At 68.9% G+C, this 15,728-nt stretch carries 13 protein-coding genes; 9 read left to right on the top strand and 4 right to left on the bottom strand.

Annotated elements, in window-relative coordinates; all coding sequences use genetic code 11:
• Positions 1-39 precede the first annotated feature (39 nt).
• The 4 genes from ACFYP5_RS10165 to ACFYP5_RS10150 all read right to left on the bottom strand — a co-directional run bounded on the left by ACFYP5_RS10165 (position 40) and on the right by ACFYP5_RS10150 (position 5,306).
• Positions 40-2,001: a glycogen debranching N-terminal domain-containing protein gene (locus tag ACFYP5_RS10165; protein ID WP_389033086.1), complete on the bottom strand. Its 1,962-nt coding sequence runs from the start codon at positions 1,999-2,001 to the stop codon at positions 40-42.
• Positions 1,998-3,389 carry a trehalase family glycosidase gene (locus tag ACFYP5_RS10160; RefSeq protein ID WP_389033084.1) on the bottom strand — a complete coding sequence of 464 codons (1,392 nt, stop codon included), beginning with the start codon at positions 3,387-3,389 and terminating at the stop codon, positions 1,998-2,000. Before ACFYP5_RS10160 ends, ACFYP5_RS10165 begins: the two co-directional genes overlap by 4 nt.
• On the bottom strand, positions 3,386-4,186 hold the full coding sequence (locus ACFYP5_RS10155; RefSeq protein WP_389033081.1) for a TIM barrel protein: 801 nt from the start codon (positions 4,184-4,186) through the stop codon (positions 3,386-3,388). Before ACFYP5_RS10155 ends, ACFYP5_RS10160 begins: the two co-directional genes overlap by 4 nt.
• 73 nt (positions 4,187-4,259) lie before the next feature.
• Positions 4,260-5,306, bottom strand: coding sequence for a zinc-binding alcohol dehydrogenase (locus tag ACFYP5_RS10150; protein ID WP_389033078.1), 1,047 nt, complete (start codon positions 5,304-5,306; stop codon positions 4,260-4,262).
• A 136-nt stretch (positions 5,307-5,442) separates the two neighbouring features.
• Here ACFYP5_RS10150 and ACFYP5_RS10145 point away from each other — a divergent pair, with 136 nt between their 5' ends.
• The 9 genes from ACFYP5_RS10145 (at position 5,443) to ACFYP5_RS10105 (ending at position 15,676) form a co-directional block, all read left to right on the top strand.
• On the top strand, positions 5,443-6,849 hold the full coding sequence (locus tag ACFYP5_RS10145; RefSeq protein WP_389033075.1) for an ABC transporter substrate-binding protein: 1,407 nt from the start codon (positions 5,443-5,445) through the stop codon (positions 6,847-6,849).
• Between the two features lie 35 nt (positions 6,850-6,884).
• Positions 6,885-7,865 carry a carbohydrate ABC transporter permease gene (locus ACFYP5_RS10140; protein ID WP_389033071.1) on the top strand — a complete coding sequence of 327 codons (981 nt, stop codon included), beginning with the start codon at positions 6,885-6,887 and terminating at the stop codon, positions 7,863-7,865.
• Between the two features lie 86 nt (positions 7,866-7,951).
• Complete coding sequence (locus ACFYP5_RS10135; protein ID WP_389034404.1) at positions 7,952-8,818, top strand: carbohydrate ABC transporter permease; 867 nt, start codon at positions 7,952-7,954, stop codon at positions 8,816-8,818.
• Positions 8,819-8,897: 79 nt separating this feature from the next.
• Positions 8,898-10,112: an ROK family transcriptional regulator gene (locus ACFYP5_RS10130; protein WP_389033068.1), complete on the top strand. Its 1,215-nt coding sequence runs from the start codon at positions 8,898-8,900 to the stop codon at positions 10,110-10,112.
• A 28-nt stretch (positions 10,113-10,140) separates the two neighbouring features.
• On the top strand, positions 10,141-11,049 hold the full coding sequence (locus ACFYP5_RS10125) for a Gfo/Idh/MocA family protein (RefSeq protein WP_389033065.1): 909 nt from the start codon (positions 10,141-10,143) through the stop codon (positions 11,047-11,049).
• Positions 11,050-11,675: 626 nt separating this feature from the next.
• On the top strand, positions 11,676-12,413 hold the full coding sequence (locus ACFYP5_RS10120; RefSeq protein ID WP_389033062.1) for a response regulator transcription factor: 738 nt from the start codon (positions 11,676-11,678) through the stop codon (positions 12,411-12,413).
• A complete protein-coding gene (locus ACFYP5_RS10115) occupies positions 12,400-14,415 on the top strand; it encodes a sensor histidine kinase (protein WP_389033060.1) in 2,016 nt (671 codons plus the stop codon). The genes ACFYP5_RS10120 and ACFYP5_RS10115 overlap by 14 nt, the downstream gene beginning before the upstream one ends.
• A 133-nt stretch (positions 14,416-14,548) precedes the next feature.
• Entirely contained in the window at positions 14,549-14,968 is a 420-nt protein-coding gene (locus ACFYP5_RS10110) for a hypothetical protein (protein ID WP_389033057.1), read from the top strand.
• A gap of 78 nt (positions 14,969-15,046) precedes the next feature.
• Complete coding sequence (locus ACFYP5_RS10105) at positions 15,047-15,676, top strand: class F sortase (RefSeq protein WP_389033055.1); 630 nt, start codon at positions 15,047-15,049, stop codon at positions 15,674-15,676.
• Positions 15,677-15,728 lie beyond the last annotated feature (52 nt).

The raw sequence follows: 15,728 nt of genomic DNA, 5'->3' as shown, positions 1-15,728 counted from the left end.
CGACGGCGCGGCCGGCACCGGCGACGTAACTTCAGCTGCTCACGTGCTCCCGTCCGCGTGCAGGAGGGCTGTGAGGATCGCCAGAGGCGTTGCCGCTGCCCAGGCCTGCGGTGTGCAGGAGTGGGGATAGGGCAATGGCTTCGGGTGTTCCGCGCGCCCGTAGCCGGCCATTACTTCTGGCAGGCGGTTGTCGTGGTGCGCGGCCGCCTCCAGGAGGCTCAAGGCCAGCGTGCGTGCCTCGTGTGCCAGACCGCAGCGTGCGAGTCCGAGCAGAATGATGGCGTTGTCGTGCGGCCAGCAGCTGCCGCGATGGTAGGAGAGCGGGTGGTAGCCGGGCTGGCCTGCGGCCAGAGTGCGGATGGCCCACCCTGAGAAGAAGTCGGGTTGCAGCAGTCGACGTCCTACACGTTGTGCGTGGGGCTGGTCGAGGATGCCTGACCACAGCAGGTGTCCGGCGTCGGACGCGAGCGAGTCGACCTGTCGTCCCAGCCCGTCCAGTGCGAGGGCGGGAAAGTCGGCTTCCGGCATCCAGAAGTCTTGGAGGAAGCGCGTTCGCAGAGCGGTGGCGGCCGCGTCCAGTTCGTCGGCCCAGCCGTGGTCGTTCCAGACCTCGCGGGACAGCCTTGCGGTGCGGACCAGCGCGTCGTATGCGTATCCCTGAGCCTCGGCGACCGCGATCGGCCCCTCGGCTTGGGTGCCGTTGTGGAAGCAGATCGCCCCGGCGGAGTCTTTCCAGTTCTGGTTGACGAGTCCGTTGGGGTCGGGGGTGTAGCGGAGGTAGCCGTCGTGCTCCAGGCCTCCGTCCCGGAACATCCACGCTATGGCCGCCCGTGCGTGTGGTTCGAGACGAGCGGCGAGGGCGCTGTCGCTGGTGGTCTGCGTGTAGCTGTCGAGAAGCACGAGGAAGAGTGGGGTCGCGTCCACGGATCCGTAGTACCGGCCGTACGGTACTTGGCGGAAGTGGGCCAATTCGCCGTGGCGGATCTCGTGGACGATACGGCCCGGCTGTTCACCTCGGTCTGCGTCGTACCCCGTGCCCTGGGTTGCCGCGAGCGATGCGAGTGTGCCCGCGGCGAGTTCCGGCCGGTAAGGAAGCGCGAAGTGGGAGGTGAGGAGGGAGTCGCGGCCGAAAAGGGTGAGGAACCAAGGAACCCCGGCGCCGGGAACCCTCAGTTGCTCGCCGTCGAGACCGATGGTGGGTACCCGTAGCGCCGCCAGGTCGGTCAGACCGCGGGCGCACGCATCGGCCAGTCCGGCGGGCGACTCGTCGGGCATCGGGAGCAGTACCTCGCCGACGAAGGCCGCGGTGTCGGCGGCACCGTCCGACGCTGCTTCGGACGGCGTGACGAGGGCCTTCGGGGCGGGTGAGCCGTGCGGGTGTGCTGCAACGGTCAGCAACAATTCCGTCGTTCCGTGGCCGGGCAGGGGCAGGTGCCATTCCAGTCGGTGGGCCGTGCTCTCTGCACCGAGGGGTGCGACGGCGTCCGGTGCGGGGGCTGTGGTGACGGTCGTACGGGAGAGCCAGTCACCGCGTGCGTACTCGAGAATGACTCCGTCGCCGTCGACACGGGCAGTGCGACGGGCGCCCTCCTTGTTGTAATGCCGTCCGTCGGACCGGAGTTCGAACTGGTCGGCGAAGTCGGCGTCGACGCACAGGTTCACGATCGCGGTGGTGTTGTCCGCTAGGTTGCTGACCAGCCTGAGCCGCTCCGTCAGGACTCCGTCACCGAGTGTCTGCTCACGGAAGACGGTGTAGGCGGGGGGCTCGTCACGGGTACCCGGTGGGATGAGCGCGCAGGCGGAGGGATCGTCACCGTCGGAGGGTACGAGCACGGTGGGTACCGCGCCGTCGACTGTCAGGGACCAGAGGCTCAGATGCCGTGCATCGCGCCGGAAAAGGCCGTCGGGGGACCGACCGCGGCGGCCTGTGATGCCTCCGTCGGCGCCGAGGACGGCGAAGGTGCCCGCGCGGACGAGGGTGATGTCCGCTGTACCGTTCACGTTCGCGCTCCGTTCGAGGGTCCGGTGGTGTGGTTGGCTTTTTCCGCGGACGGGGCAGACGCCAGCAGGTCGAGGGTGAGCGCGGCCGTCCATCCGAAGTCGCGGGTGCCGCGGGCCTGCGCGGTGAAGGGGTCCACGTACTCCGCGAAGTCGCAGGCACCCGCAGCGGTGAGCATCGACGTGCGCAGTCGGTCTGCCGCACTGACCTGTCCGTATTGGCGCAGGCCCCGTTCCAGCAGCCAGTTGGTGTTGAACCAGGCCGGTCCGCGCCAGTAGCGGGACGGGTCGAAGGCGGGCCGGGTGATGTCGTACGACGGGACCATCGGGATCTCGCCGAGCCGGAAGCCTGGGCCGGTGGCTGTCCGGACCAGTGCGTCCACGAGGTCCTGCGGGAGTCCGGGCACGATGAGAGGGAGAAGTCCGGCGACGCTGCGTTCGGCGAGGAGGCCGCCGCCCACCAGGTCGCGGCAGAGGAACATTCCGTCACCGGGCGACCAGAGTCGCTCCACCAGTGCCTCGGTCAGACGTGTGGCCCGGTGTTCGTGAGGGGAGGGATCGGCCCCGGTCTCGGCGGCGATCCGCGCGAGTGCGTGTTCCGAGACGATCAGCAGCGCGTTGACGCAGGGGTCCTCGACCGCGAAGGCGTGCCGCCCGCCGGTGTCCGCGTATCCGCCGTCGCGGTAGTCGGTGGCGAGGCGCACGTAGCGGGCGTAGTCCAGATCGGTGGGGCGCTCCGCGGCCCGCCCGTGGTCGAGGTCGGCGCGCCGGTACGAGCCCGCCGCGGCCGGTTCGACACGTTGCAGGGGACCGTCCCAGCACGGACTGTTGTCCATGCCGGGCTCCCACGGATGCACCATGGCGGCGAGACCTCCGCCGCCCAGGTTGCGCGGGCCCGTGAGGTAGTCGTGCCAGGCAGCCAGATGTCCGTACATGCGGGGCAGGAATCCGCGGCGGCGCGATGCTTCAGGGTCGGCCTGGTGGACGAGCCAGGCGGCCAGCGCGTGTACCGGGGGTTGCACGATCCCCGAGGTCTCGATACCTGCCGGAGCTCCCGTTGCCGCGCCGTCCCGAGAGGAGCGCCAGAAATCGGGGCTCGGGAAATAGGCGTCGAGGGGGACCGCGGGGTTGAAGACGATGTGCGGAATCCGTCCATCGGTCCACTGGGCACCGACCAGCGTCTCCAGCTCGCGCTGAGCACGCCGCACGGACAGATGGCGCAGGCCGATGGCGATGAAGGCCGAGTCCCAGCTCCACTGGTGGGGATACAGGCCGCGTGACGGGACAGTGGAACTGCCCGTCCAGTTGGTGAACAGGACCCGTGCCGCGCCGCGTCGAAGAGTCAGGTTGTCGACGGCGGCGGGCACGGGAGTCTCGAGCAGCAACGTCACGCGCCGGACCTCCGAAGGAAGGCGGGGATGGAGCGGACGGCCTCGACGGGGTCGCCGGTCAGCCGGCACTCGGCGGCGAGGTAGCCCTCGAAGCCGATGGTGTGCAGGGCGCCGAGCCAGGCCGGCCAGTCCAGGTGACCGGCCCCCGGCTGGAAGCGGTTGGAATCGCTGACCTGGGCATGGCCGATGTACGGGGCGGCGGCGAGGATCGCAGCCGACGGATCGGCTTCCTCGATGTTCATGTGGTAGCTGTCGATCCCGATACGGACCGAGTCCAGCCCCACCGTACGGATCAGGTCAGCGGCCTGCTGCAAGCGGTTGACCATGTGGTCCTCGTACCGGTTCAGCGGCTCAAGGTAGAGGGTGACGCCCTCCTGGCTGGCGTGTTCACCCAGCTCCGTCAGGCCGGCGAGCAGCACGTCGCGGTCCTGTTCCTCGGTGCGCGGCGGTTCGAAGGGGGGCAGGCGACGCGAGAACATTCCGTAAGAGGCCGGGGTCTGCACGCCCAGCGCACCGATCTCTGCCGCGACGCTCAGCTGGGATTTCATCTGCTCCAGCGCGTCCCGGCGCAGAGCGTCGTCGAACGCTGCGAAGAAGTGCAGCATGTCGACACAGACGGTAGGCATGACGACACCGTCGGTGAGGGCTTGCTTGAGCTCGGGCAGGCGGTCACGGAAATGGAAGTCGCCCTTGGAGCGCAGTTCGATGGCGTCGTAGCCGGCGTCCTGAGCGAACGACCATTTCTCCTGGAGCGAGTTGCCGGGAAGCAGTTGTTCCTGGCAGGCGGTCTTGATCATGGGGTGCCTTTCGGCGCTGACGAGCAGCGCGCCGCAGTCGTGTGGTTCGTGTCGCGGGAGGGGCCGCGCGGGCTCAGAACTCCAGTACGACCTGGAGCGCATCCGCGGGCCGCTCGTCCAGCAGGACGTAGGCACCGGCGACGTCCGTCACCGGGACCGTGTGGCTGACCAGTGACTCCACGTCGACCTGGCCTTCCGCCACCAGGGACAGGAAGGTCTGCTGGAGCCGCTCCACGGTCCAGCGTCCCGCGAGCTGCGGAGGCACGCCGCCGATCTGGGAACAGATCAGCTGTACACGGTTGTGGTGGAACTCGTCGCCGAGTCGCAGCCCGGTCCCGTCGCCCTGGTAGAAGCCGGACGCGACGACCCGGCCGCCGACGGTGACCGAGCGCAGAGCCTCGTGGAGCGCCGGGTACACGCCGCTTATCTCGATGGCGGCATCGGCGCCCGCGCCGCCGGTGGCCTCGCGGATGCGTTCGGCGACGCTGTCGGTGCGGGCGTTCAAGGTGTGCCGTGCTCCGTAGGCTCGGGCCGTCTCGAGCCGGTCGTCGAGGGCGTCGACTGCGGTGACCCGGGCGCCGTTGAGCTGAGCAAGGCGCGTGGTGAGGAGACCGATCACACCCTGACCGAATACGGCGATGTCCTCGCCGAGGTGGATGTCGGCGGCCAGTACGGCGTTGTACGCGATGGCGCCGACCCGGGCGAAGGCCCCTGCCAGGGGTTCGAGCCCGGCGGGCAGCGTGTGTCCCACCATGCGCTCGGCCGGCACGATGCCCTCGCTGCGGTGACCCCAGATGCCCCAGACCACATCGCCGGTCACCGGCATGCCCGGGGTCCCGACGAGCTCGGGGGAGACCTCTGTGACCTCGCCGACCTCGGAGTAGCCCCAGCCCGTCACCGGATACTCGATGCCCGCTGCACCGTCGCGGAACAGCCGGGCCCCGGCGTCCCAGGTGCGTGTCAGGTACGGGTTCGTACCCCGGTAGGCGGTGAGCTCGGTGCCGGCGGAGATGCCGGAGTACCTGGTGCGTACCCGCAGGTGCCCGGGAGGAAGGGGCGAGCTCTCGTGCTCGGCGACTTCGACCTGACGAGGGCCGGTGAACTGGACGACGCGTTCCACGGAGGGCTCCGATGGTGCTGAGAGGGGTGTTGCTCGCTGACTTAGGTCGAAGATATCTCAGAGTTATGTCTTGTCAACAAGCAAAAGTGATGCTGAGATGCACTTCGAAAGTGCATAAGTGGCGTGAGGAAACAGCATGGTGATGAAGACCCGACGGTCGAAGGCGACCGCGTTCGGGCTCGCCGCGACCCTTGCCGCAGGCCTGCTCGCAGGCTGCTCAGGCGTCTCAGGTGCCGATCAGAAATCCGACAACCGGATCACGGTGTGGTCCCAGGAGAACCTGCCGCCTCGGATGGCCGCGACGCAGAAGGTCGTCAGCCGGTTCGAGAAGGAGACAGGCATAAAGGTCGATCTTGTCGGCGTCGACGAGTCCCAGCTGCCACAACTGATCATGTCGGCAGCCGCCGCCGGAAAGCTTCCGGATGTGATCGGTGCCGTGCCGATGGGCCAGGTCTGGCAGATGTACGGCAACGGACTGCTCAACACCGAGGTGGCAGACAAGATCGTCAAGGACCTGCACCCGGATACGTTCAACAGCAATGCGCTGTCACTCACCGAGGATCACGGCACCCGGCTCGGCGTCCCTTCCGACGCCTGGCTCCAGCTCGTCGTCTACCGCAAGGACCTGTTCGCCGAAGCCGGGCTCAAGGCGCCCGACAGCTACGCGAGCGCGCTGAAAGCCGCAGCCTCTCTCGACGGCAACGGCCGGGACGGCGTCTCCCTCGCCACCGATCCCTCGGACGTCTTCACCCAGCAGAGTTTCGAGGACCTGGCGCTGGCGAACGGCTGCCAGCTAGTGGACGAACAGGGCGCACCGGCCCTCGACTCACCGGCCTGCCGTGCGGCCTTCACCGCGTACGACGACCTGGCACGCAAACACGGAGCACCAGGAACCCAGAGCGTGGACACCACCCGCGCCACCTACTTCTCCGGCAAGTCCGCCATGATGGTCTGGTCCTCCTTCCTCCTGGACGAGCTGGCAGGTCTGCGCTCCGACGCACTCCCGAGCTGCCCGGAATGCAAGAAGGACCCCAAGTTCCTCGCCCGCAACTCCGGCGTCGTCACATCCCTGCAGGGCCCCGAAGCCAAGGAACCCGCCCAGTTCGGCGAGATCACCTCATGGGCCGTCACCAAGTCCGCCGAGACCGCACCCTCCGAGAAGTTCATCGAATACATGATGGGCAAGGGGTACACGGACTGGTTCGGCATGGCCCCCGAGGGCAAGATCCCGGTTCGCACCGGCACCCCCGATGCTCCCGGCTCCTTCCAGCACGCGTGGCGCTCCAGTGTCATGGGCGTCGACCACCACGAATCCATGCAGAGGGCCTACCCGCCTGCGCTCCTCGACCAGCTCGTCGCTGGCGTGAGCGACATGAAGCGATGGGGCCTGACCCAGGGGCAGGGCACCCTTGTCGGCGCCACCAACGGCGAACTGCCCGTTGCCAAGGCCATCGGTGCGATGACCGCCGGACAGCTCTCGCCCGCCGAGGCAGCCAAGGAGGCCAACGACGAAGTGGCCGCCCTTCAGAAGTCCCTCCAGTAGCCGCAAGGCCTCTCCGTCATCGAGGTATCCGACCCATGAGCACAATCCAGAGCGCCGCGAAGAAGCGCCGCTACCGGCCACAGACCTCCAGCAGGCGGGAGAACCGCGCGGGCCTCGCCTTCGTCACCCCCACCTTCCTGGTCGTCATGGTCGTCGTGATCCTGCCGATCCTGTGGACCGTCCTTCTCGCCTTCCAGAACTCCAAGCTCGTCAACATTCAGGAGAACGGTCTCTTCGGACGCTGGACCCTGGACAACTTCGAGCAGGTCTTCGGCTCGCCCGGCTTCTGGAGCAGCCTTGGCACCACACTGCTCTACACGATCGGCGCCACCGCAGGCTCCGTGATCCTCGGCCTCGTTGCAGCCCTCGCGCTGCGGCGGCCGTTCCGCGGCCGCGGCGCCCTGCGAGCCGCGATGCTCCTCCCCTACGTCGCTCCGGTGGTGGCCGTCTCCTTCGTCTGGGAGGTCGCACTCAGCCCGCAGTACGGAATCGTCAACGAATGGGGACACCGGCTCTTCGGCTGGGACGACCCGATCGCATTCCTCTCCACCCGGTCGTACGAAGTCGGCCTGTTCGGCGTCCACTTCGACATCCCGCTGGCGCTGCTCACCGTCATCGCCTTCGAGACCTGGCGGTACTTCCCCTTCGCCTTCCTCTTCATGCTCGCCCGCCTCCAAGCCGTCCCCGGCAGTCTGGAGGAGGCCGCCGAGGTCGACGGAGCCACCATCTCCCAGCGCTTCCGGCACATACTGCTGCCGCAGCTGATGCCTGTCATCGCCCTGCTGTCCGTCCTGCGCTTCATCATGACGTTCAACAAATTCGACGACATCTATCTCCTCACCGGTGGCGGATCGGGTACGGACGTCGTCGCTGTCCGCGTCTACGACTTCCTCACGTCCCGCTTCGACGTCGGAGCCGCGTCCGCCCAGGCCCTCGTCCTCGCCGTTGTGCTCATGGCCCTGCTCGGCATCTACTTCACGTTCTTCGGCAAGAAGGTTCAGGAGGAGTCGGCATGAGCAGCGCCCCGCCCACGACCCCCGTGGCACCCACCCGGCCCACCCTGGCCGCTCGCCCCGCCGCGCAGCCGCAGCGCCGCCGGACCCTGAGCCGCGCCCAGTTCGAGGAGCGGTTCTTCGGGATCCTGCGCTGGGGCGTGATCGCGTTCCTGGCTGCGATCACGATCGTGCCCTTCTACTACATGCTGATGCTGTCGGTGAAGCCCATCGACGCGCTGCTGCTGAATCCTGGCAACCTCTGGGTCACCGCCAAGGACTTCACCCTCGCCACATACGAGAGTGTTCTCAAGCCCACCTCCGAGGGCGGCCAGGGCTTCCTCGGCATGCTCCTCAACTCGGCACTCGTCGCCGTAGCCACGGTGCTACTCACCCTGGCCGCTGCGGTGCCCGGCGCCTACGCTGTCAGCCGCCTCAAATTCTTCGGCAGCCGGCACGTCAGCGCGCTCTTCCTGGCCGTCTACCTCTTCCCGGCCACCCTGCTCGCCGTCCCGCTCTTCGTGATGTTCGCGAAGATGGGCCTCTCGGGCAGTCTCGTCGGACTGGCCATCGTCTACATCGCGCAGACCGTGCCGGTGTCGATCTACATGCTGAAAAACTACTTCGTGACCATCCCCTTCAGTATCGAAGAGGCTGCTGCGATCGACGGCGCCTCGCGCCTGCAGACCGTGCGCAGGATCATCCTGCCCCTCGCGCTGCCGACGCTGATGGCCACCGGACTCTACGTCTTCATGATCGCCTGGAACGAATTCCTCTTCGCCCTCCTCTTCCTGGCAGCCGATCCGGGCAAGTGGACCGTCTCGCTCGGACTTCAGCAGCTGGCCAATGGCATCGAGGTGTCGAAGACCGTTCTGATGGCCGGGTCCGTGATCCTTACCATCCCCGTGGTACTGCTGTTCTTCGCAGCTGAACGCCTGCTCACCGAGGGACTGACCAGCGGCGCGGACAAGGGCTGACAATCAGGAGTGACGAGGTCGAGGGCGCGGCGCAACAAGCGGCTTCGAGACACAGACGGACAGGACGAGGACGGCGGGAATGGCAGGAAACCAGGCGAGCGCGGGGCACTTGCTGCGGCTTATCCGCAGCGGCGAGGCCACCACGCGCGGGGAGTTGCAGCAAGCGACGGGACTGTCCCGGTCGACCGTCGGGCACCGCCTGGAGCAGCTCTTCGGAGCCGGCTGGCTGCGCGGTGCCGCCGGCGCCTCTACCGGTGGACGCCCCTCCGCGCGGCTGGAGTTCGACCCGACCCATGCCGTGGTGCTCGTGGCCGACCTGGAGACGCGGCACGGTCGCGCCGCCGTGCTCGACCTCGCCGGCACGATACTTGCCGAACGTACCGGTGACCTGGTGATCGCGGACGGCCCCGATGTGGTCCTGGACCGGCTCGCGCGCTGGTTCCGCCCGCTCCTCGACGAGGCGGGCGTCGGGCCTGACCTGGTCTGTGGAGTCGGCCTCTCGGTACCCGGCCCGGTCGACTGGGAGTCGGCGCAGATTGTGCAGCCGCCGATCATGCCCGGCTGGGACCGGTTCCCGGTACGGGAACGGGTGCGCGACGCCTTCGCGGAGCACGTCGGCCCGCCGTCCACCCCAGGACCCCTGCCAGTCTTCGTCGACAACGACGCCAACCTGATGGCACTGGCCGAGCAGCGCGAGAACCACCCCGACTGCGGAGCTTTCGTCCTGGTCAAGGCATCGACCGGAATCGGCGCCGGAGTGGTCGTCGGTGGTGAGGTCTACCGCGGAATCGACGGCGGAGCGGGCGACATCGGCCATATCCGGCTCCACGACCATCCCGACGCGCTCTGCATGTGCGGCTCCTACGGCTGCCTGGCAGCTGTGGCCAGCGGCCGCTCCATCGCGGAACAACTGACAGCGGCAGGTATCCCCACCACCTCGGGATCCGATGTGCGCGACCATCTCGCCGCGGGACAGCCCGACGCCGTGCGACTTGCCCGCGAGGCCGGGCAGCGCATCGGTGAGGTACTTGTCACGGTGGTGACACTGCTCAACCCCGGCGTCCTGGTGCTCAGCGGAGACCTCGCGGGTACCCCCTTTCTCACCGGCGTACGCGAACTCCTCTACCAGCGCGCGCTGCCTCGAACCACCGCCCATCTCTCTGTGACCATCTCCACCCTCGGCGACCGGTCGGCCCTGATCGGGGCTGCCGCCATGGTCATAGACCACCTCTACGCCCCTGACAGGGCAGACACCCGGCTCGCGGCACTCGCCCGCAGCGACGGTGTCGGCTGACCCCTGTCCGCACACCTACGGAGAGTCCATGTCCCCAGTAACGGGCCTGCCCCAAGGCCCCTGGACCTACCCTCCGGTCCGCGTCGGCCTCGTCGGCGCGGGACCGTGGGCCCGCGCGATGCACGCCCGGATGCTGGCCGCCGGCCCGGAAACCACGCTGACCGCCGTGTGGGCCCGGCGCCCGGAAGCGGCAGCCGAGGTGGCGAATGCCTACGGGGCCCACGCCGCCGGTTCCTTCGAGGAGCTGCTCGATCGATGCGAGGCGATCGCCTTCGCCGTGCCGCCCACTGTTCAGGCCGGCCTCGCCGTTCGGGCGGCAGCCGCTGGACGGGCACTACTTCTGGAAAAGCCACTGGGAGCGGACCTCGCCGCCGCACGCGCCGTTGCCGAGGCGGTGGCCGAGCACAGCGTCATCTCGCAACTCGTCCTCACCAAGCGGTACCACCCGGCCACCCGGGAGTTCCTTGCCAAGGCGGCGACCCGTGAGGTCATCGGCGCTCGGTCCTGCTATCTGCACGGTGCCTTTCTCGGCGGGGAGTTCGCGACATCCTGGCGACTGGAGCACGGCGCGCTGCTCGACCTCGGGCCGCACCTACTGGACCTGCTGGACAGCGCTGTCGCGCCGATCGTCTCCGTACGCGGCACGGGCGACCCGCGGCGTTGGATCGAGCTGACCTGCGAACACACCAACGGCGCCGTCAGTCAGGCCTCACTGTCCGGCAGCGTCAGCCTGCCTCGTGCCAGGACGCGCGTCGAGCTCTTCGGCCCGTCCGATGAACTCGTCTACGACACGGCGGACATCGACCACGAGGAGTGTTGGCCGATCCTCAGAAACGAGTTCGCCACTGCCGTACGCACCGGAACCGGCACCGGGATCGACGCGGCCCGCGGCCTTCACCTGCAGGAGCTGATGCAGCAGGCCGTCGCCGATCGGTGAGCCTGTCACCGAAGTGGGTGCAGAGCAGTGTGTGGAAAGCATCACCAAGAACAGGCCCCTCGTAACGGCCTCGGCTGCCGTCTCCGCCTCCCGCTCGGCAGGGCTGCCTTCCGGTCAGCACCCAGTCGTAGCACCCGCCACAACGCACCCCTGGTGCCCGTGTCCTGCTGGTTGGCCGCGTTGGCGAAGAGGCCGGTGCAGAAGGCGCGGGCGAGCGGGTTGGAGGCGAGGACGTTCATCCGGCCGTTGCACACGGCTGCTGGGGCCGGCCAGCTCGTCGCCCGTTCCCGGACTGTGGCGAAAACGGCGACAACACCTGCTCGGACACCTGCCCCGGCGACAGGCCGGGCACCGGGATACCGGGTGGCCCATCGCTGTCCGCCGTGCCGCTGGTGGACCCGGTGCCCTCGCTGTCGACATTTCTGCGCGCGGTGCGCCGGGACCTGGCCACGGGGGAGCGGGGCGGCCTGGTCGCGGGCCCGGTGCCGCCCGAGTTCATGATGTGTTCGGCACACGACCTGCGACGTGGCCCTGTCCCGCCCGGCCTGCGCCGTCACCACAGCCCGGGACGGCGGCCGACAGCTTGCCCACCGGAGCGCACCCCGTACTCACCTACGATCGACCCCGTGTGCGCAAACGTCATCGTCGCCGAAGACGACAAGAAGCAGGCTGAACTCGTACGCCGTTACCTCGAACGCGAGGGCCACGCGGTCACGGTTGTCGGGGACGGTCTCGCCGCCCTCGACGAGGTGCGGCACGGTCAGCCCGACCTGCTCGTCCTCGATGTGATGATGCCGCGGGCGGACGGGCTCGATGTGGTGCGTGTCCTGCGCGCCGAGCACCGGGAGGTGGCGGTGCTGATGCTGACGGCCCGGACCACCGAGGACGATCTGCTGCTGGGCCTCGACCTGGGCGCGGACGACTACATGAGCAAGCCGTACAGCCCGCGCGAACTGATGGCCCGAGTCCGTACGCTTCTGCGCCGCACGAATCGGCCGGAACAGGTGAACCCCGCCGCGGACGCCGTGGATGAGGTGCTCGTCGTGGGCGCGGTCAGGGTCGACACCGCCCGGCACGAGATATCGGTCGAGGGCACGGCGGTGGAATGCACGCCGGGTGAATTCCGTATCCTCTCCGCGATGGCCGCCGAGCCCGAGCGCGTTTTCAGCAGACAGCGGCTCCTGGCGGAGCTGCATGGCTTCGACCGGTACATCAGCACCCGCACGGTCGACGTGCACATCATGAACCTCCGCAAGAAGATCGAGCCCGCGCCGCGCAAACCGACCCGGCTGCTCACCGTCTTCGGCGTGGGTTACAAGCTCACCGACCCTGCCGCCACGAAGGCGTCTCGTGCCTCGTCGTAGCCGACAGGGTCGGCGCGGTCGGCAGTGGGACCCGCAGCGTCTGCCGCTGCGCAAGAGCCTGCTCGGCCGACTGCTCGCCGTATCGGCGCTGGTGGCGGCCTGTTCGGTGGCTGCCACCGCATGGCTCGCCGTACAGACCACCTCTGGTGCGATCAAGCAGGAACAGGGCCAGAACCTCACCGCGGACGCCCGCATCTACAACAAGCTGCTCGGCTACGCGGCGGGCCATTCCCGGTGGGACGGCGTCGCGGAGACCGTGCGTGATCTGGCTCGCCAGTCGGATCGCCGGATCGCACTGACCACCCAGAACCGGGAGGTCATTGCCGACTCCGCGACCGGCTCGTCCCCGCCGGTGTTGCCCACGCAGGCCTCGGCGATCGTCGACCCGCTGTCCGTGGACACGGCGCTGGCAGCGCAGACCGCCGGTACGAATGAAACAGCGGCCGACCGCATCGACCCGCGGGCCGTCGGGCCGTTCCGGTTGCCGGTGGCGGAACGTACGCAGTTGCGCCGCGCCGCCGACGAAGGCGTGTCGTGTCTCAATGCCGTAGGGATCGCCTCGGACGTCGTCGAGGGGCCCACCGGGCGCCCTCACATCCAGATCGTGGGCAACGATCCCGACCGCATCCTGGGCACCAGATGCACCACCGACGCACTGGACAAGCCCACCAGGACCGAGAAGAAGGCGCTCGGCACGCTCAACAAGCTGGCCGATGCATGTCTGGACCGACAGGGCCGGCCGGGCGTCCACCTGCGGCTGGACCTCTCCTGGGACCAGGGAAGCAAGCCTGAGCCGAGCGCGGCACCGGTCCGCCGCTCCTCAGCCCCCACACCCGTACCGGCCGTCCGGAGCAGTGACGCCGACCGGGCGATCGCGTCGTGCGTGGGCACCGCCCGCCATGAGCAGCTGAGCTCGTATGTCGCCTCGCCCGCGCTGCTGTTCATAGGGGACGCGAACGGCGCCACCGTGCCCGGTTTCGACCTCTCACCGGCGAACACTGCTCGGATCGCAGGCGTCGCCGCCCTCGTCCTCGCCCTCACCGTCGGCGCTTCGGTGCTGGCCGGAGCCCGGCTCGTACGTCCGCTGCGGGCGCTCACAGGGGCCGCCCAGCGGATGCGGGACGGTGAGGAATCGGCGGCCGTACTGGTCGCCGATGACAACGAGATCGGGCGCCTGGCCGCAGCCTTCAACGACATGACGGCGCACCGCGCGCGCCTCGAGGAACAGCGGAAGATGATGGTCAGCGATGTCGCCCACGAACTGCGTACCCCGCTGAGCAACATCCGCGGCTGGCTGGAGGCCGCACAGGACGGCCTGGCCGACCCCGAGCCGGCGTTCATCTCCTCGCTCCTGGAGGAAGCGGTCCAGCTGCAGCACATCATCGACGACCTCCAGGACCTGGCCGCGGCCGACGCGGGCGCGCTCCGTCTGCACCCGGAGCCGGTACGGATCCTCGACCTCCTCGGACAGATCACCGCGGCGCATCGGGCCCGGGCCGAAACGGCCGGTGTCACCCTGGTGGTACGCAAGCCGCCGCCCGGATCCCCATCCCCCGAACTGACCGCCGACCCGGTGCGACTGCGGCAGGCCATCGACAACCTGGTGTCCAACGCGGTGCGTCACACGCCGTCGGGGGGACACGTGACCCTGCGCGCGTACGGCACCGAGTCGGGGGACGAGGTGGTCGTGGACGTCTCCGACACGGGAACCGGTATCTCGGTCGAGGACCTTCCGTACGTCTTCGACCGCTTCTGGCGAGCCGAGAAATCCCGGAATCGCCGCACCGGCGGCAGCGGTCTCGGCCTGGCGATCGTCAGAAAGCTCGCCGAGGCGCACGGCGGCGGTGCGAGCGCGGTGAGCACGGAAGGGGAGGGCTCGGTCTTCACGCTTCGGCTGCCGGCGGGCCCGGCAGCGAACGAGCCGGTGCAGGTCCCGGGCCGGCGAACAGAGGACGCGGAACCGTCGGAGCTCGTCCACCGGTCATCCGGGCTGATGCGATGACCACAGCGCTCTGACAATTTCCTCACAAGGTCACGCCAGGCTGACGGCATGTCCGGCGCCTGGTGCGAATCGGCGTCCAGGCACCACCAAAGCCGGGCTGGAACTGGAGCCACGTATGTCCCACCGTCCCCAAATGTCCCTGCGTACCGCCGTCTTGACCGCTGTCGTGGCGGGCGCGGTACTCGTCCCGTCGGCCACGGCCGTCGCATCGGTCGCCTCCGACGCCAAGCCCAAGCCCTCGGTGGCTGCCACCGAGCGGACCCCGGCGCCCGCCAGGGGAACCGATGCGAGCAAGCCCACCCGGGGCGGGGCGCCGTCGGCGGTGCCCCGTGGCGGCGTGGCCGCGGGTGACCGGCCCGGTGCGGCCCCGGCCCGCCCCTCGAAGCGCGACTCCGCCGAGCCCCGTGGCGGGGTGGCCGCGGGCGAGCGCCCGATGGGAACGACGGGCGACAACACCACTGCCCTCGCGGGCTCGGCCGCTGCCGCGTTCGTCCTGGCGGGCGCGGGCACCCTCGTGCTGCGCCGCCGCGTGGCCGCGCGCCGCAACGGCTGACCACCACCAGCAGTGGCGCCGCCTTCAGGGGCGGCGCCACTGCCTGTTCCCGCACCTCCTCTCCGTACTGGAAACCACATGCCCTGTATGCAGCGCCGGCTGCGGCGATCCGCCGCACACCCGATGCACGTCTGCCTTGCCCTCGTCCTCGCTCCACTCACCGGATGCATGTCCCACGCCGCGGTGGACCCGGCCCCCGCTCCCTCGCACCGCTCCGCCACCACTCCGCCGTACGGCTCCTCCGCCATCCCCGAGGCCGAACGCCCCGCGGCTCCCACCCAAGTGGCCATCCCTTCGATCGGCGTGACGAGTTCCCTGATGCGACTCGGCCTCAACGCGGACGGCACCGTAGAAGTCCCACCGGCGGAGAAGGGCATGACAGCAGGTTGGTACACGGGAGGCGCGATCCCCGGCGAACACGGAGCAGCGGTGGTCATCGGGCACAACGACACCCGATTCGGCAGGGCCGTCTTCCACGATCTGAAGAAGATCGGCAAGGGCGCGGACATCGTCATCCGCAACGAACGAGGACAGGTGTCCCACTTCACCGTCACCGGCACGGAATCCGTGAGCAAGAAGACGTTCCCGACGAAGAAGGTGTACGGCGCGACCAACGGCCGAGTCCTCCGCCTCGTCACCTGCGACGGCGCATTCGACGCCCAGGGCCACCCGGTGGACAACCTCATCGTCTACGCGACGCTGCGCTGACGGACCTCCACTGACGCAGGCCCCCAAGCGTTCCATCGGCACCAGCGTTGCG

It is taken from the genome of Streptomyces sp. NPDC005262, from assembly GCF_042872425.1.
Classification (GTDB): domain Bacteria; phylum Actinomycetota; class Actinomycetes; order Streptomycetales; family Streptomycetaceae; genus Streptomyces.
Note: the sequence above shows the minus strand (reverse complement) of the source record. Positions and strands in the feature narration are given on the sequence as shown.

What these genes read in the sequence shown, in the direction of transcription:
- ACFYP5_RS10140 (WP_389033071.1), top strand. Translation starts at nt 6,885, where the DNA reads ATGAGCACAATCCAGAGCGCCGCGAAGAAGCGCCGCTACCGGCCACAG.
- ACFYP5_RS10145 (WP_389033075.1), top strand. Translation starts at nt 5,443, where the DNA reads ATGGTGATGAAGACCCGACGGTCGAAGGCGACCGCGTTCGGGCTCGCC.
- ACFYP5_RS10130 (WP_389033068.1), top strand. Translation starts at nt 8,898, where the DNA reads ATGGCAGGAAACCAGGCGAGCGCGGGGCACTTGCTGCGGCTTATCCGC.
- ACFYP5_RS10110 (WP_389033057.1), top strand. Translation starts at nt 14,549, where the DNA reads ATGTCCCTGCGTACCGCCGTCTTGACCGCTGTCGTGGCGGGCGCGGTA.
- ACFYP5_RS10125 (WP_389033065.1), top strand. Translation starts at nt 10,141, where the DNA reads ATGTCCCCAGTAACGGGCCTGCCCCAAGGCCCCTGGACCTACCCTCCG.
- ACFYP5_RS10155 (WP_389033081.1), bottom strand. Translation starts at nt 4,186, where the DNA reads ATGATCAAGACCGCCTGCCAGGAACAACTGCTTCCCGGCAACTCGCTC.
- ACFYP5_RS10105 (WP_389033055.1), top strand. Translation starts at nt 15,047, where the DNA reads ATGCCCTGTATGCAGCGCCGGCTGCGGCGATCCGCCGCACACCCGATG.